Origin of the sequence: Halorubrum rarum, assembly GCF_048380895.1 — an archaeon.
In the GTDB taxonomy this organism is placed as follows: Archaea; Halobacteriota; Halobacteria; order Halobacteriales; family Haloferacaceae; genus Halorubrum.
Window position 1 is genome coordinate 17,388 of record NZ_JBLWMN010000006.1, and the last position, 21,158, is coordinate 38,545.

Annotated in this window: 15 protein-coding genes; 10 read left to right on the forward strand and 5 right to left on the reverse strand. The window is 67.4% G+C overall.

From position 1 onward, the window contains the following. Nucleotides 1-265: 265 nt before the first annotated feature. Together ACNSN7_RS05945 and ACNSN7_RS05950 are read left to right on the forward strand one after the other, a co-directional pair. Nucleotides 266-1,624: a hypothetical protein gene (locus ACNSN7_RS05945; RefSeq protein WP_418281359.1), complete on the forward strand. Its 1,359-nt coding sequence runs from the start codon at nt 266-268 to the stop codon at nt 1,622-1,624. 238 nt (nt 1,625-1,862) lie between these two features. Further along, complete coding sequence (locus ACNSN7_RS05950; protein WP_418281360.1) at nt 1,863-2,453, forward strand: 50S ribosomal protein L15e; 591 nt, start codon at nt 1,863-1,865, stop codon at nt 2,451-2,453. Nucleotides 2,454-2,595: 142 nt separating this feature from the next. Here ACNSN7_RS05950 and ACNSN7_RS05955 read toward each other — a convergent pair whose 3' ends face one another. Together ACNSN7_RS05955 and ACNSN7_RS05960 are read right to left on the reverse strand one after the other, a co-directional pair. After that, nucleotides 2,596-4,764 carry a 4Fe-4S dicluster domain-containing protein gene (locus ACNSN7_RS05955; RefSeq protein ID WP_418281361.1) on the reverse strand — a complete coding sequence of 723 codons (2,169 nt, stop codon included), beginning with the start codon at nt 4,762-4,764 and terminating at the stop codon, nt 2,596-2,598. A gap of 120 nt (nt 4,765-4,884) precedes the next feature. Further along, nucleotides 4,885-6,897: a helix-hairpin-helix domain-containing protein gene (locus tag ACNSN7_RS05960; RefSeq protein WP_418281362.1), complete on the reverse strand. Its 2,013-nt coding sequence runs from the start codon at nt 6,895-6,897 to the stop codon at nt 4,885-4,887. 179 nt (nt 6,898-7,076) lie between these two features. Between ACNSN7_RS05960 and ACNSN7_RS05965 the strand changes: the two genes are divergently transcribed. The 4 genes from ACNSN7_RS05965 (at nt 7,077) to ACNSN7_RS05980 (ending at nt 10,628) form a co-directional block, all read left to right on the forward strand. Beyond that, on the forward strand, nt 7,077-8,900 hold the full coding sequence (locus tag ACNSN7_RS05965) for an SLC13 family permease (RefSeq protein ID WP_418281603.1): 1,824 nt from the start codon (nt 7,077-7,079) through the stop codon (nt 8,898-8,900). A 74-nt stretch (nt 8,901-8,974) separates the two neighbouring features. After that, a complete protein-coding gene (gene larE, locus ACNSN7_RS05970; RefSeq protein ID WP_418281363.1) occupies nt 8,975-9,931 on the forward strand; it encodes an ATP-dependent sacrificial sulfur transferase LarE in 957 nt (318 codons plus the stop codon). 100 nt (nt 9,932-10,031) lie between these two features. Then, nucleotides 10,032-10,235, forward strand: coding sequence for a hypothetical protein (locus ACNSN7_RS05975; protein ID WP_418281364.1), 204 nt, complete (start codon nt 10,032-10,034; stop codon nt 10,233-10,235). A 54-nt stretch (nt 10,236-10,289) separates the two neighbouring features. Further along, nucleotides 10,290-10,628 (forward strand): glutaredoxin family protein, encoded by a 339-nt coding sequence (locus tag ACNSN7_RS05980; protein ID WP_418281365.1) that lies wholly within the window; start codon nt 10,290-10,292, stop codon nt 10,626-10,628. A gap of 68 nt (nt 10,629-10,696) precedes the next feature. Here ACNSN7_RS05980 and ACNSN7_RS05985 read toward each other — a convergent pair whose 3' ends face one another. The 3 genes from ACNSN7_RS05985 to ACNSN7_RS05995 form a co-directional block, all read right to left on the reverse strand. After that, entirely contained in the window at nt 10,697-12,745 is a 2,049-nt protein-coding gene (locus ACNSN7_RS05985; RefSeq protein ID WP_418281366.1) for a DUF460 domain-containing protein, read from the reverse strand. An 81-nt stretch (nt 12,746-12,826) separates the two neighbouring features. Next, nucleotides 12,827-13,306, reverse strand: a complete 480-nt coding sequence (locus ACNSN7_RS05990) for an archaellin/type IV pilin N-terminal domain-containing protein (protein WP_418281367.1) — start codon at nt 13,304-13,306, stop codon at nt 12,827-12,829. Nucleotides 13,307-13,337: 31 nt separating this feature from the next. Beyond that, nucleotides 13,338-14,750, reverse strand: a complete 1,413-nt coding sequence (locus tag ACNSN7_RS05995; protein WP_418281368.1) for a DUF7094 domain-containing protein — start codon at nt 14,748-14,750, stop codon at nt 13,338-13,340. Between the two features lie 236 nt (nt 14,751-14,986). Between ACNSN7_RS05995 and ACNSN7_RS06000 the strand changes: the two genes are divergently transcribed. The 4 genes from ACNSN7_RS06000 to ACNSN7_RS06015 all read left to right on the forward strand — a co-directional run bounded on the left by ACNSN7_RS06000 (nt 14,987) and on the right by ACNSN7_RS06015 (nt 21,094). Then, entirely contained in the window at nt 14,987-16,261 is a 1,275-nt protein-coding gene (locus ACNSN7_RS06000; protein ID WP_418281369.1) for a helix-turn-helix transcriptional regulator, read from the forward strand. A gap of 75 nt (nt 16,262-16,336) precedes the next feature. Then, a complete protein-coding gene (locus tag ACNSN7_RS06005; protein WP_418281370.1) occupies nt 16,337-17,125 on the forward strand; it encodes an electron transfer flavoprotein subunit beta/FixA family protein in 789 nt (262 codons plus the stop codon). Next, complete coding sequence (locus ACNSN7_RS06010) at nt 17,125-18,072, forward strand: electron transfer flavoprotein subunit alpha/FixB family protein (protein WP_418281371.1); 948 nt, start codon at nt 17,125-17,127, stop codon at nt 18,070-18,072. Before ACNSN7_RS06005 ends, ACNSN7_RS06010 begins: the two co-directional genes overlap by 1 nt. Nucleotides 18,073-18,166: 94 nt before the next feature. Beyond that, entirely contained in the window at nt 18,167-21,094 is a 2,928-nt protein-coding gene (locus ACNSN7_RS06015) for a replication factor C small subunit (RefSeq protein WP_418281372.1), read from the forward strand. Nucleotides 21,095-21,158 lie beyond the last annotated feature (64 nt).

Here is a 21,158-nt window from a genome sequence, read left to right on the forward strand (position 1 = left end):
TCGCGACTTCGGGCGACGACTCGCGCGGCTTCCTCAGTCGATATTCTCATGGTATTCGGCAGTGAATACTCACAGTAGTCGGTTCAAAAGCGCGTCGGATGTCGTTCGGGTCGTCGCTCCCGCGTTCGGCGGGCGGACGGGTCGACCGACGACCGGTCGGACGCGGTCCGCGGTGCGGTCGAGGTCGCCGGCGGGGTTCCGAGTATCATCACCATATTCGCGACAACGGTCCGTTAACAAAGCCGATGGATCCCCTCTCGCACGCATGCGCCACTCGCCGAGATCGAACCGTAGACGAGTCCTTGCGTCCACCGGGGCCGCACTCCTCGGAGTCTCGCTGCTTGGTCGGCCCGTCGCCGCGGACCACGAGTGGGACCCCGGCATCGAGATCCGTCACGACGGGCTCGTCGCGACGCTCGACCGTCGAGCGGCGCGGCCCGACGAGGTCACGGTGGAGACGACGACGGGGTACACCGAGACGTTCACGGGCGAGCAGAACTCGGAGCCGGAGTACGGATACACCACGTACGAATCCGGCAAGATCGACAGTTGGCGGGGTCATCTCGTCAGGGTGGAAGCCGTTCTCGGTGACGTCACACGGACGTACGCGTACGATCCGGGGTCGGACCCGACGAAGCCGACGTGTTCGCTGTGGCGCTACGATCCGCCGGTCCACGATCTGAACGTCCGTGGCGAGGGCTACGCCAAGAAGTACGACCCGGCGTTCGGACCGGTCCGAGTCTACGGATCCCCCGGCAGAACGCTCCACCGGGTCCGCGAGATCGAACTGTTCGACGTCACGTTCGACGTCGACTGCGAGCCGACCGAAGACAGGGGAGTGGTCTTCGACGGGGACGAAGTGACGGTCCGCGCGGAGGAGTTCGTGAACGGTTACGAACTCATCGTCCGTCCGGTATTGACGTTCCTCGACGGGGAACGCCAGCGGCTCGGCGAGCCGGGCGACGAGTGGACCCCGCCGCAGACGTTCGCCGGCGAGGGCGAACACGCGGGCAAGACGATCACCGGGTTCTCCATCTGGAACGACTCCGGCGGTGAAGCCATGTTCAGCTATTACCTGACCGACGAGCAACTCGCCGGGATCGAGGACGGGTCGGATGCGGACGCACACGAGACCGGCGAGGGACGTACGGACGACGCCGACGACGGGGGAAGCGTGGACGACGGTACTGGCGCGGACGACGGTACTGGCGCGGACGACGCCGATGACGTCGACGAGGGAAGCACGGACGACGCCGACGACGGGACCGAAGCGACCCCCGAGCCCTCGGAACCGTCCGAGTCGACACCCGAATCGTCCGAATCGACACCCGAATCGTCCGAATCGACATCCGGATCGTCCGAATCGACGCCGCTGGAGTCCCCCGATTCGGCATCCGTCATCGATGGCGGCGACGGCTCCGACGGAGACGCTATCGACGACGGGAGTACGGAAACGTCGTCGGAACCGGTCGTCGCGTCCGATGACGTCGAAACCGCCGACGGACACGCGGTCGGGTCTCGGACGGAGGACGACGTTCCGGGGTTCAGCGTCCTCGGTGGTCTCGCGTCACTGGGCGGCTTCGGGTACCTGATCAAGCGCTACGCCGATCGGGAGGACGACTGATCGTCCCGGCATCATCGGGACGGATCGATCGGCTCTGTCACTCTCACGCACACTCGTCGTGGAGCGAAGGCCTTACAACCGAACACGAGGTAGAGACGACAACTCGCTGGTACGGACGTCCAGCGGGCACTCGCCGCCGGGTCGTGACGTCGGGCGCGATCGACGCGCTCGCCGTCGCTCCGGGACGAGACGACATGTGGCCGCCTCGCGGCTGAATCGCAAGCGTCCGTGGACAACAATGGCACGAAGCTTCTACTCGCACATCAAGGACGCATGGCAGTCCCCCAAGGAGGGGAAACTCGCGGAGCTGCAGTGGCAGCGCAAACAGGAGTGGCGCGATCAGGGCGCGATCGAGCGGATCGAACGCCCCACTCGCCTCGATAAGGCCCGCGAACTGGGCTACAAGGCGAAACAGGGTATCGTCGTCGCCCGCGTGAGCGTCCGCAAGGGCGGTTCGCGCAAGCAGCGACACAAGGCCGGCCGCCGCTCGAAGCGCCAGGGTGTCAACCGCCTCTCGCGCCGCAAGTCGATCCAGCGCATCGCCGAGGAGCGCGCCTCCCGCAAGTACCGCAACCTGCGCGTGCTCAACTCCTACTGGGTCGGTGAGGACGGCTCTCAGAAGTGGCACGAAGTGATCCTCGTGGATCCCGCTCACCCCGCGATCGAGAACGACGACGACCTCAACTGGATCTGCTCGGACGACCACAAGGGTCGCGCGTTCCGCGGACTCACCTCCGCCGGTACCAAGGGCCGCGGCCAGCGCAAACGCGGTAAGGGTACGGAACACACCCGTCCGTCGATCGGCGGCGACCGGCGACGCGGCAAGTAACCCGACTCGACCCGGACGGTCCGCCCGTTCGGACCTCTCGTTCTTCGGTTATACGTCTCCTCGGAGACCTCTCGAACGGCGGCACGAACTGTCTCGCGATCGGTCCCGCTCGAGATGCTCTCGACCGAGTGCGGACGAGGTGCTACCGGCCGGCCTCGATCGCCTCGATCAGCAGTTCCGCGACGTCGACGATCTCGATGTCGGATTCGAACCCGCCGGTTTTGCGTCCGTCCTCGAACATGGTCGTACACATCGGGCAGGCGACGACGAACTTCTCGACCGCCTCGCCGGCGTCAGTGTCCTCGAGCGCCTCGCGAAGCCGCTCCTCGCTCGGCTTCGTCTCCTCGTCCACCTCGGTCCAGAGACCGCCGCCGCCGCCGCCACAGCAGAACGAGTCGTTGTGCGAGCGCGGCATCTCGTACAGGGTGGCCCCGGTCGCACGGATAAGCTCCCTGGGTGCCTCGTACTCGTCGTTGTACCGCCCCAAGTGACACGGGTCGTGGTAGGTGACCGTGTACTCGAGTTCGTCACCCGACAGTCCGAGCCGTCCGTCGGCGACGAGCTCCTCGACCGCCTGCGTCCAGTGTTGCACCTCGATCGATCCGTCGGGGTTCCACGGCTCCTCGCGGTCGAACGGCATCACGGGGTCGTCCGCGAACTCGGCCAGATCGAGTTCGGGATACTCGTTTCTGATGGTGTTGTACGAGTGCGGGTCCGTACAGACGATCCGATCGAACTCGCAGTCCGCGAACGTCTCGACGTGGTGACCGGCGAGCTCCAAGTAGAGGAACTCCTCGCCGATCCGCCGGATGTCGTTGCCGTCGTTCTTCTCGTCGTCGAAGAGGATCCCGAACTCGACGCCGGCCTCGTCGAACAGTCGAGCGAGCGCGCGCGCGACCTTCTTGTTGCGGTCGTCGTAGCTCGGGAAGTCGCCGACGTACCAGAGGTACTCCACTTCGGTCTCGCGGGCGTCCGCGACGTCGACGTCGACGTCCTCGGTCCAGTCGCCACGGGTCGACGCCGACTCGCCGAACGTGTTGCCGGTCCGCATCACGTCCTGGAACACGTCCTGGAGATGGGAGTCGACCGCGCCCTCGTCGGTGAGCTGGCGGTTGAGCCGGGTAAAGGAGGTGAGGTGTTCGATGTCGACCGGGCAGGCGTCCATACACGCCATACACGACATACACGACTCCATCGACTCGGCGGCGATCACGCCCCCCTCGTCCGCGACGATTGGGACCGAGCCGCCGTCGGACGCTGCCACGCCGCCGTCGGTCGCCATCTCGTCTCTGCCGACGACCGGATCGTCGCTAACGGACTCGCGGTACGCCTTGAGATCGAGGATGACGTCACGCGGATCGAGGTTTCGACCGACGGTCTTGGCGGGACACACCGACGAGCAGCGGCCGCACTTCGTGCAGGCGTCGCCGTCCATGAGCTCCTTCCAGGTGAAGTCCTCGATCGACTCGGCGTTCGTGTGATCGAGGTCAGCGGGCACGTTCGGGAGGCGTGCACCCGCCTTCTCGTCGCGAGCGACGACGTTCGCGAACGACGAGATCATGTGGAACGGCTTCGCGTACGGGATCCACGCGATAAACGCGAAGGCCAGCAGCGAGTGATGCCACCAGATGACGCCGTATGCGGCCTCCGCGCCCGCCTGCGTGAGTCCGGCCCACTGGAACCACGAGGCCATCGCCATCCCGACGAAACTCACCGTCTCGCCCGCGCGCTCGGGCTGACCGACGATGCCGATCGCCTGTACGAGGAAGCCGCCGACGCCCAGCAGGAACAGCGTCCAGACGAACGCGTCGTCCTCGAGAGAGGTGTGCTTCCCCCAGAGACGGCCCTCACGGGCCCGGTAGCGCTTATAAAGCGCCATGCCGACGCCGACGACGAACAGCAGCCCGAACGCGTCGACGACGAACTGGTAGGCGAGATAGAAGTCGCCGACCCAGAACGACTCGCCGGTCAGCGGGCGATACAGATCGATATCGATCCCGAGGATCGTCGTCGCGACGAGCAGGACGAGAAAGCCCCACAGCACGAACGTGTGCATCACGCCCGCGTACAGGTCTCGGTCGTACTGGTTGACGTTCGAGAGCACCGTCTTCGTCGCCGTCATCGTCCGGGACGGGAGATCCGAGAGCCGGTCCTGCGGGTCCGATCGACCCTGGGAGTACGCGGTAAAGCGCGCGTACACGCCGTACAGGAACACGAGGAGCGCGACGACCGCGAGCCAGTAGAACGCCGCCTTGCCGACTGGCCCGATCGTCCAGAACGTCTCTCGGGTCGCCGCCTGCAGTAGGTTCATGATCGATACCCCGAGCAGGATCGGGTTAAAAGTTGGCACAACTGCGTCCCCCGTGTCGATCGTTCCCAACGGGTTCCGCCGTCCGGCAGTGGTTTGGCGGTTTTCCGCCGATCGGGACCGTCAGAACTTCTCTAACAGGTCCGCGTAGAACGTTCCGCCGCGGTCGTCGGCGAGCTTCTCGACGATGAGCTCGGGGGTCGACCGCGCGAGGTGGTCCTTCTTCGGCGAGCGGTTCACTCTGAGCTCGCCGTCGACGAGCCCGACCGCCTCGATGCCGTCGACGGCGACGTCGGCGGCGGCCGCCTCGCGGATCTCCCTCGCGAGGTGGGAGACGAACACGGCGGTGGCGTCCTGTCCGTCCAACGCTTCGAGGATGCCCGCGATGATCTTCGCGGACGCGCCGGGCTCGGTGATCGACTCGAGCTCGTCCACGAGGACGAGTCGTCCGGCCGCGCCCTCGACGAGGTCGCCGAAGTCCCGGAGCGTCGCCTCGAACGCGCCCGCGTCGAGCGTCCCCTGCGATTTCGCGTAGTAGTGGAGCTCGGTGAACCGCTCCATCTCGACCTCCTCGGCGGGGACGGGCATCCCCATCCCCGCCAGGACGACGACGAGCGCGACGAGGTCGAGCGTCGACGTCTTGCCGCCGGAGTTCACGCCGGACAGAAGCGTCACGCCCGACACCTCGTAGTCGACCGGATCCACCTCGTCGAACCCGACGTCGAGCAGCGGAGACCGAGCCCCCTCGATCCTGAATCCGCCCGTGCCGGGACCGTCCGTCGGGTCCCGGACGGTCGGCATGACGCAGTCGAAATCGCGGGCGAACCGGGCGATCGCCAGCTCGACGTCGAGCTCCAGCGCGTCGCGGACCAGCGCCTCGACCGGCTCGCGAAGCTCGCCGAGATCGCTCGCGAGTTCCGATTTCAGTCGTCCGGCGCGCCGGTCCCGCCCGGCTGCGAGCTCCGTCCGGAGCCGGGAGACGGCGTCCGCCTCGTGTTCCACCGGAAACGTCGGGTCACCGCCGAAGACGCGCTCGGCGAGGTCGGACTCGCCCGGCTCCAGCCGGAGCGCGTCAACGAGATGCTCTCGAGCCCGAACGAGGGCGGTGTCGTACTCGTCCGCGAGCTCGCGGTCCAGCAGCGAATCGACGCGCGCGCCCTGCTCGACCAGCGAGAGGAAGTCGGTCCCCTCGATCGTGACGTCGCGCTCCCGGATCGCCTCACGGAGGTGGTCGTCGGCGACCGACTCCGCGGTCGACACCGCCGCGTCGAGGTCGTCGACGGCGTCGGCCAGCCGTTCCAGCTCCGCGTCCCCGACGATCGTTCCGTCGGCGTCGAGGCGGGCGAGCGCGCTCCGAAGCGCGGCGAGGTCGGCCGCGGGGGCCTCGCCGGAGCCGCCGTCGATGTCTCTCGACGCCTCGTGGACCTCGGCGGCGGCCTCCAGCCGGTCGCGGTTCGCGGCGAAGAAGGCCAGCAGCCGCTCCGGCACCGTCTCCGCGGGCGTCGCCAGCGCGTCCGGGCGGACGTGGACGTCGCCCTCAACGTCGAGTCCGGCGAACTCCTCGTCCAACACGATCACGGTCGCGTACGACCGCGCGAGCTCGGAGATCTCCCGCGCGTTCTCGACGGTCTCGATCGAGAGCTCCGGAACGGCCGCCTCCGCGCGGGCGTACACCTCCGCGTCGGCGGTCGCGAGACAGCGATCGCGGACGCGGACCGTGCCGGGGGTCTCGAGCGGTTCGACGCCGTCGAGCGCGTCGAGGACGGCGGGGTCCGGCTCTCGCTCCGTCGCCGCCTCGACGAACGCCTGCGCCTCCTCGATCCGGGACGCGGAGCCGCTCGGGTAGAACGTCTCCAGCCGCTTTTCGGCGTACTCCGTGACGGTTCGATCCTTTAACAGCCCCATCGCGTCTCGGTACACCTCTCGGGCGCGATCGGTCGCGAGAAGCCGGTCGTCGTCGTCGTGTCGCCGCCGTATCGCGCCGCGAGCGATCCGGGCCGCTCGAGCCTCGTTCACGCCGGGCGCGCGGGCGATCGCGGCGACGTCGCCGGACTCGACGGTCGCCTCCGGGTCGTCGAGCTCGCGCAGCGCCGTCGCCGTCTTCGCGCCGACGCCGGGGATCGCCTCCAACTCCATCTACTCGCGGGTCTCGCGGCAACGGCAAAAAGGGTACGGGCACGGGGGAGCGGGTCCAGGCGACGCCGAGCGACGATCCGCACGCGCTCGTCCTGCGGTACGCTTTTGAAGACTACGAGCATCCATCGATCCGAATGCCTCCGTCCTCGCTGCCGGTCCTCGCGCAGACGAGCGGCGGTATCCCGCCGCTCACGGCGGACATCCTGTTGATCTTCGCGATCATCGCGGTCGCGCTGGTCCTGTTCGTGACGGAGCCGGTCCCGATCGACGTGACCGCGATCGGCGTCATGTTCTCGCTGATCGTCTTGGAGCCCTGGACGCAGGTGGACCCCGCGACCGGGGTCGGCGGCTTCTCCAGTTCGGCGACGGTGACCGTCCTCGCGATGTTCATTCTCAGCGAGGGGATCCGCCAGTCGGGGCTGATCAACATCATCGGAGCGCGGATCGCCGAGGAGTTCGGTGACAGCCCGTTCAAACAGCTGCTCGCGGTGTTGGGTCTCTCCGGTGGAACGGCCGGGTTCATCAACAACACGCCGGTCGTCGCCATCATGATCCCGATGGTGAACACGATCTCGAAGAAGACGGGCGTATCCCCCTCCAAACTCCTGATGCCGGTGTCGTACGCCGCGATGCTCGGCGGGATGTTGACGCTGATCGGAACGTCGACGAACATCCTCGCGTCCGACGTCTCCGGTCGCCTCATCGGACGGCCGTTCTCGATGTTCGAGTTCACACAGCTCGGGGTCGTCGTCCTCGTGACCGGCGTCGTCTACCTCGCGACCGTCGGCCCCTATCTGCTTCCCGAACGGATCAAGATCGACGACGAGCTGATCGCGGGCTTCGAGATGACGGAGTACCTCACCGAAGTCGTCGTCCGCGACGACTCCCCGCTCGTCGGGAAGACGATCGATCGGAGCCTCGGGGACATCGACGTCGACGCGGACATCGTCCAACTGGTCCGCGGCGATCAGGTGTTCACCGAGCCGCTCGCGCCAAAGGAGATCCGAGCGGGGGACGTTCTCGTGTTACGCACCGACCGCGAGAGCCTCCTGACGCTCGTCGACGTCGAGGGACTCGACCTCGCGCCCGACGCCGACGTGAGCGAGGAGCGGCTGGAGGCCGAGGAGACGGACGTCGAGCCGGTCACGGAACAGAGCCTCGTCGAGGTCGTCATCTCTCCGGAGGCCTCGCTCATCGGGGAGACGCTGGAGTCGCTGAACTTCCGGAGCCGATACGACGCGACGGTCCTCGCCATCCGCCGCGGCGGGAAGGTCATCCACGCTCGCATGGACGAACGTCACCTCCGAGCGGGCGACACGCTGCTGTTGCAGGCGACCGAGGAGACGATCCAGCGGTTCAGCAACGACCGCAACTTCATCGTCGGCGGCGAGCTCACGCGGCCCGACTTCCGGACCGGTCGGATCCCCGTGGCGCTCGGCATCATCGCCGTCGTCGTCGCGCTCGCGGCGCTGAACGTCATGCCCATCGTCGTCAGCGCGCTCGGCGGGATCGTCGCGATGGTCGCGACGGGCTGTGTGAAGCCGAACGAGATGTACTCCGCGGTCGACTGGAGCGTGGTCTTCCTGCTCGCGGGACTCATTCCGCTCGGCGTCGCCATGGAGCGGACGGGTGCCGCCGAGTGGCTCGCGAGCGTCATCGTCGTCTCCTCGGGCGGGCTCGATACGGTCGTCGTGCTCGGGCTGTTCTACCTGTTTACCGCGCTGATCACGAACGTCGTCAGCAACAACGCCAGCGTCGTGCTCATGATACCGGTCGCCATCGACACCGCGCAGGCGATCGGAGCCGACCCCTTCTCGTTCGTGTTGGCCGTGACGTTCGCCGCGTCGACCGCGATGCTCACGCCGATCGGCTACCAGACGAACCTGATGGTGTACGGGCCGGGCGGGTACGAGTTCACGGACTTCTTCCGCGTCGGCGCGCCGCTCCAGTTGATCCTCACCGTGGTGACGACGCTCGGCATCGTCTTCTTCTGGGGGGTCTGACCGCTCGACGCGTCCGGCGAGTTCGGGCCTCCCGCTCCGATGCCCTTTTTCGCGCCCCTCACTAAACCGGTTCCATGACTCAGGACGCGCTCGACGCCGGCTCGGGTGAACTCGATCCCGAGACGGCCGAGAAAGCGGCGACCGCCCGCGCTCGGCTCGGCGAGCGCGACGGCGTTCTCGTCGCGTTCTCGGGCGGCGTCGACTCCTCCGTCGTGGCCGCGCTCGCGGCCGACGCGCTCGGCGACGACGCCGTCGCATGCACGGCCCGAAGCGAGACGCTCCCGGCCGCGGAGCTGGCGGACGCCGAGCGCGTCGCGGGGGAGATCGGGATCGCACACGAGACGGTGACGTTCTCCGAACTCGACGACCCGAACTTCGTCGAGAACGACGGTGACCGGTGTTACCACTGCCGAACGATGCGTCTCGGCGAGATGTACGACCGGGCCCGACAGCTCGGGATCGACACGGTCTGTGACGGGACGAACGCGGACGACCCCGGCGAGGGTCACCGTCCCGGACTGCGCGCCGTCGAGGAGCTCAATGTGTTCTCGCCGCTGCTCGACGCCGGAATCGACAAGTCGGCGGTCAGGGCGATCGCCGACGCGTACGGCCTGTCGGTCGCGGACAAGCCGTCGATGGCGTGTCTCTCCTCACGGATCCCGACCGGGCTGGCGGTGACTCCGGAGCGGCTCACGCGGGTCGAGAAGGCGGAGCGGCTGCTCCGCGAGTGGGGGTTCGAGGGCTTTCGCGTCCGCGACCACGACGGCCTCGCGCGCGTCGAGATCGCTCCCGACGAGTTGGCTCGGGCGCTCGATCCGGCGTTCGCCGACGCCGTCCACGAACACCTCTCCGATCTCGGCTTCGAGTACGTCACCCTCGACATGGCCGGCTACCGGACCGGAAGCGTGAGTCCGGGCGGGACCGAGGACGCCCCGGGCGACACCGACGACGACACGCGAAACGGCGATGGTGCGCGAAACGGCGACGGCCCCGCGGACGGACTCGACCTCGGTCGGGAGTATCCGCGGTAGCGCTCACGATCGCGGTCCCGGTGCCGTTGACTCGGCTCCCGTTATCAGTGTGGAGAACCCGACGCGAAGAGTTATTATCCGCTTGAAAGAAGTCGACGACATGAACGACGCGAGTACGCTCGCGATCATCGCGGGCGGCGTCGGGGGATCCGTCGGCGCGTTCGTCGGTGTCGCGATCGGCGGCGACGCGGTGACCGTCACGCTCGTCACGCTCGCCGTCGCGCTCGTCGTCGGCGGCGCAGTGATCGCGAGCGCGATGATCGCCGGCGACGTCGAGTTCGTCGTCGGGACCGACGCCGAGTGACCGACCCCTGCGCGAACCGAAACACACTCGCCGCGGGCGACCCGACGCCCGACCATGACCGACACCGCTTCGGACTCCGAACCCCCCGTCCGTGCGGACACCGCCGACGCCGCCTCCGGGGATGGCGACGACTCCGCCACCGATGGGGTCTCCGTGACGATCTACACCCGCGAGGGCTGTTCGCTGTGTGTCACCGCCCGAGAGACGGTCGAACGAGTCGCGGACGACGTCGGCGTCGCGGTCGATATCGCGATGATCGACGTCGACGAGGACCCCGAACTGGCCGCGGAGTACGGCGAGCGCGTCCCGTACGTCCTCGTCGACGGCCATCCGTCTTTCAAATACGAGATCGACGAGCGGGAGCTCCGGTTGAAGCTACTAGCGTCGTCGTGAGCCGACCGCGGCGTCTTCGTGGGTCGGCGGTGCCGTCTTCGTAACTCGACCGAACCGCCGTCGTCGGATCACTCCTCCGTCTCCGGGAGCGTCGTTCCCGCGCGATGTTCCGAGATGATCCGGTCGAGTCGTTCGGCCTTCTCCTCGCGTCGTCGCCGCTCGGCTCGGCGCGCCCAGTCGTCGACCGCGGCTTCGAGCTTCGACTCGCTGGCCACGGCGAGTTCGTCGATCTCGCGAACCGGGACCGCCTCCGCGGGGACGACCGGGACGTCGTGGTCGAACAGGACCTGGTCGGCCACCTCCGAGAGGTTCCCGTCGCGGATCACCGCCCGCGGATCGTGTGCCGCCAGCCGCTCCGCGGTCCGGCGGCCCGCCCCGGAGGCGTCTCGAAGGAAGACGACGTCGCCGGCCGCGATCCCGTACGCCTCGTCGGTCGCCTCGATCGCGTCGAGGGTGAACTGCTCGACCGTCTTCACGCTCACGAGGTCTCTCCCCTCGGCGACATCGCCGAAGTTCGAGTGATCGAGCTTCCAGATCTCCTTTAAACTCTCCACTTTCCCCTCCAGTTCCGCGACGGTCTCGCGGGCGTCGTCGCGCTCGCGCTCCAGCCGATCGGTCTCGCGCTCGAGTCGGGAGACGGCCCGGCGGCTCCGGGCCTCGATCCGTTCTTCACGTCTCGCCTCCTCCAGTTCGACCTCCAGTTCCTCGATGCGGTCGTCCCGTTCCGCGAGTTCCGCTTCCAACGTCTCCGCGTGCGTCTCCAACCGATCGACGCGTTCGCGGAGACGCCGGATCGTCTCCTCCTCTTCGGTCCGATCCGGTTCCGTTGGGTCCGCGTCGTCACCGTTCTCGTCGTCGCCACCTCCGCCGCCCGAGTCCTCACGGAGGTCGTCGACGACCGCCTCGACGGACGCGCCGCCGGCGACGACGCCCGCGATCACCTCCTCGCGGTCGAGCCGGGGTGGGGTCTTCTCGGAGATGCGCTCGAACTGGTCGGCGTGGTCGTCGTAGGCGTACAGCGCCGCCGCGAGCGCGTCGCGCTCGTGGTCGTTGTCGTAGCTGGCGTTCCGGGTGCGGTGGAGCTTCTCGTCGACCGGGAGGTCCGTGGTCGGCCGCCAGCCGGCGGCGTCGAACGACCGTCTGAACTTCTCGACGGTCTCGGGCATCGGCTCGACGTCGGCGGCGACGATGATCGGCCGCCCCTGTTCGACGATCCACTCGGTCACCGCGGCGGTGTCGCCGGTCCGCGAGGAGTAGAGCGCGTGGACGGTGCCGTCGAGGCCGACGACGGCGGCAGCGGTGGTCGTCCCCGGATCGATACCGACGATCACCCTGTCGCGGCGCTTCACGAGCGGCTCGTACTCGATGCCGTCGCGGCGCTCGCGCTCGACCACGACGCGGACGTCTCCCGCCCGCGAGTTCGACACCGGAATGTCCTCGGGCCGGGCCGAAACGGTGAACACGGCGTTCGAGTAGCCGCCGTACTTCTCGGTCACCTCGCGGTCGTACGCCAGGTTCGTGGAGCGTAGCTTCGATTCGACCTGTCGGCTCCGCTTCTTGACGTTGCCGTGGATCCGCCGCGTGTAGCGGTCCTGGCTCCACCCGCCCTTCCCGGTCGAGCGCCCCCGGGAGACCTTGACGGTCGTCTCGTCGGTGAACGCGGTCACCTCGTGGCCGACGTTCGCGGCCGCGAGTCTGGCCGACGCCTCCGCCTCCTTCATCGGCTCTTTTCCGTACGGGATCCCGTGCCGGGAGGCGACCCGCGAGAGCGGCTCCGGCCGCTCCGCACCGGTGACTTGAACGAGGCGGGTCCCGTCCGGAAGCGACCGGAGGAGGTTCACCAAGGCGCTCTTGTCCGCCGCCAGTTCGTAGGCGTTGTCCGTGGCGACGTACAGCGGCTCTCGGTCGTCGATGAGCCGGCGGAGCTTTCGGCGGGAGACGACGTCGCGAGTGACCCGTGCGAGCGGTCCGTCCGCGTCGGGTGCGTCGGGGTCGTCGTCGTCGACGGGGTCCAACACGACGAGAGCGTACGACGGATCGTCGCCGCGCACGTCGCCGCTCTGGACGTCGACGCCGAACACCGGTCGGTCGCGGGCCCGGATGGTTCGGGCGGTCACACCGTCGCGTAGGCGATCGGCGCGTATATACCCCACGCCGAATCCCGGGCCGTACCGCGCTCGCTGCACCCGATTTTCGGCTCATCCCGATCGAACCGTCGCGTCCAGCGTTACGATCTGTCGTCCGCGAGCGGACAGCCGGACCTCGACGGTCCGCCCCGGTTCGAGCGTGGGATCGTTGGTCCCGGCCACCGCGAACGACGCTGCCTCGCCGGGCTTCCAGACGTCATCGCTCGCGGCGTTGAACGGGCCGGTCGGTCCCGGTCGAAATCCGGCGGCCGAGAAGAACGGCACGGGCGGCTGCCGATCGAGCGGCTCGTCGTCGACTCGGACATGTATCGTCGCCTCCTCGATGTGGATCGGGTCGCCCGCACGGTGTCGGAGCTCGATCCGGTCGCCTTCGACGGAGAGCGACAGCGACGCCGTCGGTGCGGGCTCGGCCGGCGCGTCCAGAGTCGCCGCGGCGAGGCCGGCGGCGAGCACGACCGCGATAGCAACGAGGAGAACGACGCCGATCGGCGCTGTCCCGCGCCGCCGAGGCTCGTGGTGGTTCCGACGCACGGGGGGTCTGGCTCCCTATCCGGTTTAAGGATCAGGTGTCGCCGTCGTCGCCGCCGTTCTCGTCGTCGCCGTCGTCGCCGTCGTCGCCGCTCCCGCCTCCCGCGGCTTCGTCCGCGACTCGCGGCGTGTCGGTCGGAGCGATCCCGTCGAGGACGGCGACGCGCGGCTCGTCGACGACGGTGATACGGTAGGAGTCGGCGGGCGAGAGCGTCCACACGACGCCGTCGACGTCGGTCGTGTCGATCGCTTCGCTGTCGCCGCCCGAGACGCTCATCGTCACCGTCACGTCGGTGATCGGGTTGCCGTTCTCGTCGTCGAGAACGGCGACCTGCACCGGTCCGCCGGGGTAGCTTCGGTTGACGGTGACGTTGAACCCGTCCGCGGTCGTCGAGACGGGCTCGAAGTCCGGGAACGTCTCGAGGTCTATCCGCTGGTGTTCGACGAACACCCGATCGGTTCCGCCGCTGACGAACGTGCGGAGCTCGCCGAAGTCGTGCGAGACGGTGATCCGCTGGACCGCGCCGGCACCGAACGCGTCGGCCTCACGAATCGCGGCCGTCTCCGGGTAGCTCTCCGCCGTCGCGTTGATCGCGTCCTCGCTGCCGATCGTGCCGCCGCCCCGGTCCCAGCGGTCGGTCCGGAACGCCTCGCGAACGTACTCGTCGCCGTCGATCGTCGCGAGCACGACCGCACCATCGCTCGACTCGACGTGGATATCGCTGCCGCCGGTCTCGCCGCGCACGGTCGCAAGCGCGTGATCGCGGACCGGTCCCTCGTACACCTGCAACTGGATCTGCAGTTCGGCGAGTCGGCTCGGCGAGCTGAAGTCGTCGGTCTCCTCTGCCAACTCGTCGAGCACGTCGAGCCGCTCGTCGTACTCCTGGGCCGTGACCCCGATGGTCGCCAACTCGTCGAGCAGCTCCCTATCGGAGAGTTCCCCGGCCGCGTGCGCGTTGATCGCCGCGGTCTGTCGGCTGTTGAGGCTCACCTCGTCCTGCTCGATCTCGTTGATCGCGGCGAGGATGCGCCGCTGTCGCTGCTCCGAGCTTTCGGCGTTCTCGATCTCTCGAACGACCGCTTCGGTTTCGAGTGCCGCATCGACGTCTCCGACCTCCCACCCGAGTGCGGTTCCGAGGTTCGCCCCGTGGGTGCGAACGTCGGTTCTCGGCTCGGCGTCCGGAGGCGTCGACAGCACGCGGAAGGTCCGGCGCTCCTCCGCTAGCTGTGCGGTTTCGACGTCGGCGCTTCCGTCTCCGGCATCCGTGTTCGCGTCCTCGCCGCCGTTCGTGCCGTCGGACTCGTTCGAGCCATCCGACACGTCGGCGGCGTGTATCGACTCGGCGTCGGTCGTCGCTCCGTCGGCGTGTGGTTCCGCAGGAGCGACCGCTCCGGCGACCGGGGCGATCACCAGCAGCAGCGCGACGACGACCGGGAGGGCTCTCATCACCGTCCGTTCCGCCCCCGAGTACAAAAAATCCACCTCAATGTATCGAGCGTCCGGAGAGCCGACCGGATCTCGTCGGAGCCTCCCCGCTCCGCGCCGACGGAAACGGGACGGAACCGATCGACTCGTTCCGATCCGACCGTTCCGGAGCGATCCGGAGCCAACGCGTCGTATCCGACGGTCGAAAAGCCAAGTATGGAAAGGGTTTTGCCGAGGGGATGTGAGATTCGGGCTGTATGCGGTACCCCGCTCGCGTGCTCCTCGTCGCGGTCCTCGTCGTCGCCCTCGCGTCGGGCGTCGGTGTCGGCGGCGGCGAGAGCGCTCCGCTGGAGACGGCCGACACCCCCTCCCTCGTCGCCGAGACGTCCGTGCTGGGCAGCGAGACGGTAACCGACCGGTCCGTCGATCGTCACGCCATCGACCGTGGTCCCCATCGTGCACAGGTCGCGACGTTCGATCGACAGCCGGACACCGACATCCGGATCGATCTCCGTCCCGATCGCGACGCTCGCTGGGCGGTCGTCGTTCGCTACGAGCTCACCGACGCGAACGAGACGGCGGTGTTCGAGTCCGTCGGCGACCGGTTCGTCGACGGCGAGATCGGTCCGAGCGCGACCCTCTTCGAGCGACTCGCCGACGGGGCGAGCCGGAACGCCGACCGAGAGATGCGGATCGAGGACGTCGATCGGACCGTCGAGGTCCACGACGACGTCGAGGAGTTCGACGTCGACGAGGACGCCGTCGTGGCTGTGGGAGAGCTCCGACTCACGTTCGTCTGGACCGAGTTCCTGGCGGCGGACGGAGAGACTCTCGTGTTGGGCGACGCGCTCACGACGCCGACGAACGACACGTGGCTCCGGTCACTGGGGGAGGGACAGTCGATCGAGATCGCGACGCCGGACGGGTATTCGGTCTCGGGGACGCCGGGCGCGACCGTATCGCTCCGCGACAACGCCGTGATCATCGACGGCCCGAGAGCGTTTGACGACGAGGAACGCGTCGCAGTCGTGTACTCTCCGACGGGTACCGTCGGGTCGCCCCCGTGGACGATGCTCACCGTCGGAATCGTGCTCGCGGCGCTGCTCATCGCGGTCGGCCTTCTCGGCTACCGCCGGGTCGGATCCGGCGGCGGGTCGCCGGCGGTCGGTTCCGATGGTTCCGATCCGAAACCGGGTACCGGATCGGCCGCGGACGCCGACGGCGGCGTGGAAACCGGAACCGATGGGATGGGCGGAAGCGCGGCCGACGGATCCGAAGCGGACCTCTCGCTCCTCTCCGATGAGGAACGTGTCGAGCGACTGTTGGATCGACGGGGCGGCCGGATGCGGCAGGCGGACATCGTCGCCGAAACCGGCTGGTCGGACGCCAAAGTGTCACAGTTGCTCTCGACGATGGCCGCTGACGACCGCGTCGAGAAGCTTCGACTCGGACGGGAGAACCTCATTTCGCTCCCCGACGGCGACGATCCCGGCGTCGAGCAGGCGGACGGGATGAACTCCGAGAGCCGCTGAGGTCACAACGGCAACGGATCGTCCCGTGAAACGAGTTCCGAAAGCCCTTACATCACGACCCGCGGATCGTCGATCATGAAAGTCCTGGTAACCGTCAAGGAGATCGGTGAAGTCGACGACGACTTCGCGATCGATGGAACCGAGATCGCCGCATCCGATCTCGAGTACGACCTCAACGAGTGGGACGACTACGCCATCGAGGCGGGCGTCAGACTCGTTGAAGAGGGCCTCGCGGACGAGGTCGTGAGCGTCACAATCGGACCCAGCCGTGCCGAGGAGACGATTCGGATGGCGCTCGCGAAGGGCGTCGACCGCGCCGTGCGGGTCTGGGACGACGCGCTCGAGACGGAGTTCGCCGACGTCGAATCGAAGGTCGACGTGTTGGAGGCGGTCGTCGACGAGGAGGGCCCGGATCTCGTGTTGTCGGGCGTGCAGGCGGCGGACAACGCGTTCGGTGCGACCGGCGTGGCGCTCGCCGAGCGGATCGGCTTCGAGCACGCGGCGGTCGTCAACGACCTCGAGATCGACGCTGACGGCGGCATCGCGAACGTCCACCGGGAGCTGGAAGGCGGTATCGAGGAGCTGACGGAGGTCGACCTCCCGGCCGTGTTGACCGTCCAGACCGGTCTCAACGAGCCGCGATACGCGAGCCTTCGCGGGATCCGGCAGGCGCAACGCAAGGAGATCGCTGCCATGGACCTCGCGGATCTGGACCTTTCGGCCGCCGACGTCGAGAGCGCGCTGACGCTCACGTCGATGTACGAGCCCGAAAGCGAGTCGGACGCGGAGATGATCGAGGGTGACACCGGTGAGGCGGCCGGACGCCTTGCCGAGGTCCTCCGCGAGAAGGGGGTGGGCGCGTAATGAGCGACGTTCTCGTCGTCGCCGAACACCGTCGCGGCGACCTCCGTGACGTCTCCTACGAACTCGTCACTGCGGGCCGGGAGCTCGCGGACGAGCTCGGCGGGGACCTGAACCTCGCGGTGATCAGCGGCGACGTCGACAGCTTCGCCGAGCACCTCGATCGACCCGGAGTCGACACCATCTACACCGTCGAGGACGGCGAGGAGTTCGACCACAACGTCTACCAGTCGGCGATCGAGGAGCTACTCTCTCGGACCGACGCGACCGCGGTCATCATGCCGAACTCCGTCAACGGTCTCGATTACGCGCCCGCGCTCGCAGAGAGCGAGGGGATTCCACTCGTCACCGACGCGACCGCCATCGCGTACGACGACGGGCTCACCGTCACCCGCGATATGTACGGCTCGAAGGTGGAGACCACCGTCGACGTCGCGGGTGACCGATTCGCACTCACGATCCGCGACGGCGAGTGGGAGCCCGTAACGGGCGTCGGCGACGCGACGATCGAATCGATCACCATCGACACGCCGGAGTCGGGTGCGCGTGTAACGGGGTTCGAGGAGGTCGCGGCCGGCGACATCGACATCAGCGAGGCCGACGTGCTCGTCTCCGTCGGCCGCGGGATCGAGGAGGAGGACAACATCGACGTCGTTCAGGAGCTCGCGGACGCGCTCGGTGCGACGCTGTCCGCCTCCCGGCCGATAGTCGACAACGGCTGGCTCCCGAAGAGCCGGCAAGTCGGACAGAGCGGAAAGGTCGTCACTCCGGACGTGTACATCGCGATCGGCATCTCCGGCGCGGTCCAGCACGTCGCCGGGATGAAGGGCTCAGACACGATCGTCGCGATCAACACCGACCCGAACGCACCGATCTTCGACATCGCCGACTACGGGATCGTCGGCGACCTGTTCGACGTCGTCCCGGAACTCGTCGCGCAGTTCGAGTAAGGCGAACAGCAGCAGAGAATTATTTTGTGTTGACACGAGTGGTCGGTGGTGTGCTCTCGGGGCGTTTATCACCCCACCGACCCTCCGATCCGGCATGAGCGAGGCCGACGAGCAGACGGTTGCGACCGCGACCGGCCGGGAGATCTGGATCGAGAAGTACCGGCCGCAGTCGCTCGACGACATCCACGGGCAAGAGGCGATCGTCGAGCGGCTCCAGAGCTATATCGAGCAGGACGACATCCCCCACCTTCTTTTCAGCGGTCCTGCCGGTGTGGGGAAATGTGTCACCGGCGACTCTCCCGTCCTGACCGACGACGGTGTGAGACCGATCGAAGACGTAGTCGATAACGCGGATGGCTTCGACGCGCCCGAAGACGGGCTTCGCGTTGCGACATTAACAGACCGAAACCACTTCGAGTACGTCGAGCCGTCGCACGTGTTCGGGAAGCGGGCCGAGGAACTCGTCGAGGTGACGACCCGCGACGGATCTGCGTTCCGAGTCACGCCGGAGCACAAGTTCCGAGTCATCACCCACGACGGGTTCGAGTGGGTTCCCGCCGAAGATATGTCTGCCGACGACCGGATCGCCCGGCCCAGTCGGCTGCCGACGCCCTCGGACGATACGACGATCCGGTGGGACGACGAGATGAACCCAGAGTTGACCGAGGTAACACTCAACGCCGAAACCGCGAATCATCTGGGTCTCGATCGGACAATCTCCCTGTCGACACTTCGTTCGACGGCTGGTACTTCGGACGGGTGGGTAGACGGTGTCGAAACGATCGAGTACGTCACACAGGGTCGGCGGTCCCGGTCGATTACGCCGCCGACGAATGTGACACCCGAGCTCGCGCGCTTCGTCGGCCTCGCGATCAGTGAGGCACGGATCGACGACGGGCGAATCAAGTTCTACAACACCGACGACGCGCTCCTCGACGCGTTCGAGTCGGCCGCACACGACCTGTTCGACGTGGAGACGAGACGCGGGGTCCAGAAGGACGTCCCGTTCGTCGCGATCGGATCCCGAACTCTGACCCACTATCTGGAGTCGGTGTTCGACGTGTTCTCGAGCGCGAGCGGTAACGAGGGGATCGGCTCGACTCTCGTCACGGCCGGTGACGACGCGCGCGCCGCGTTCCTCCGGGCGATGTTCGACGCCGAGGCACACGTCGACGCCGGTGGGACAATCGAACTGACACAGCGAAACCCCGATCACATCACGCTGCTTTCGTACCTCCTCACGACGTTCGGTATCGCTTCTCGTCGAAAGGTAGTCCAGAAATCCGCAACCAACGGGTCCGGAATCGAACGGACGTACCACGCGCTGTACGTTTCGGGCGCACGGAACCTGCGTCGATTCGACGACGCGGTCGGGTTTTCGATCGCGTATAAGGCCGACCGACTCTCCGAGCACGCCGGCAAGGACGCCAATCCGAATCACGACACGATCCCGACACAGACCGTCCTTCGGGACCTCTGTCGACGACTCGATATCCCGATCACCGAACACCTCCCCAAGAGCCTCAATCCGGAATCGCCCGGCCGAGAGCGATACTGCTCGGTTCTCGACGACGTCGTCGATGCGGCGACCGAACGGATCGAAGACGCCCAGGAGGCGCTCGCTCGGCTTGAATCGCTTCGTCCCGAGCTGGAGGCGACGACGACCGTTCCGTCGAAGTGGGTCGATAGTCGGGAGGAACTGGCCCCGATAGAGACGCGGAAGGAGGTCTCTGCGGTCGTCGGCACACGTTCCGATCGACTGCTCGAGTACAGCGACGGACGCCGAACGCCACAGGCAAACCGGGCGATTGCGATTCTGGACGAACTGGATCGACCGGACGAAGATGCCCGCATCGACCACGTGAAAGCCGAACTACGAACGTGTGTCGACCTAATTGGCGCGGACTACGCGGAAATCGTGGACGGGCTCCGACTCGACACGCCGGATCTCACGAACCTCCTTCGGTCGGAAGATGCGATGCTCGCGTTGCTCACCCGACTCGAAACCGTCGCCGATCGACTTCGGGACATCGCCGTCGATCGGCTATCGGTGGAGACGATCGAACTCCTCGACGACGCGTCGCGAATCGCACGCGCCGATCTCCTGTACGACGAAATCGAAGCGGTCGAACGCGTTGAGACCGATGAGCGCGTCTACGACCTGACGGTCCCCGGTACGCGAAACTACGTCGCGGGTGAGGTTCCAACGGTCATGCACAACACCACCGCGGCCACCGCCATCGCCCGGCAGGTGTACGGCGACGACAACTGGCGCGGGAACTTCTTGGAACTCAACGCCTCCGACCAGCGCGGCATCGACGTGGTGCGCGATCGAATCAAGGGGTTCGCGCGGTCGTCGTTCGGCGGCGACTTCCGGATCGTGTTCCTTGATGAGGCCGACTCCCTCACCGACGACGCGCAGGCAGCGCTCCGCCGGACGATGGAGCAGTTCTCCGACAACACCCGATTCATCCTCTCGTGTAACTACTCGTCGAAGATCATCGACCCGATCCAGTCGCGGTGTGCCGTCTTCCGCTTCTCGCCGCTCACCGACGAGGCCGTCGCCGCCCAGACACGCGAGATCGCCGCAGCGGAGGGGATCGAGGTGACCGAGGCGGGCGTCGACGCCTTGGTGTACGCCGCCGACGGCGACATGCGACGCGCGATCAACTCCCTCCAGGCCGCGGCGACGACGGGCGAGATCGTCGACGAGGAGGCGGTGTACGCGATCACCGCGACCGCGCGGCCCGAGGAGATCGAGTCGATGGTGACGGACGCGCTCGCGGGCGACTTCGCGAAGGCGCGGGCAACGCTCGATACCCTGATCACGGAGACGGGGATGGCCGGCGGCGACGTGATCGACCAGCTCCACCGCTCAGTCTGGGAGTTCGACCTCTCCGAGCGGGAGGCGGTCCGGCTGATGGAGCGCGTCGGCGAGGTCGACTACCGGATCGCGGAGGGAGCGAACGAGCAGGTCCAACTGGAGGCGCTGCTCGCGTCGCTGGCGCTGAGCGACGAGTAGCCGTCGTCGAGCGACGAGCGCCCGGCGGCGACGGAGTGATTCCGATTCGACCCCGAACGGCGGC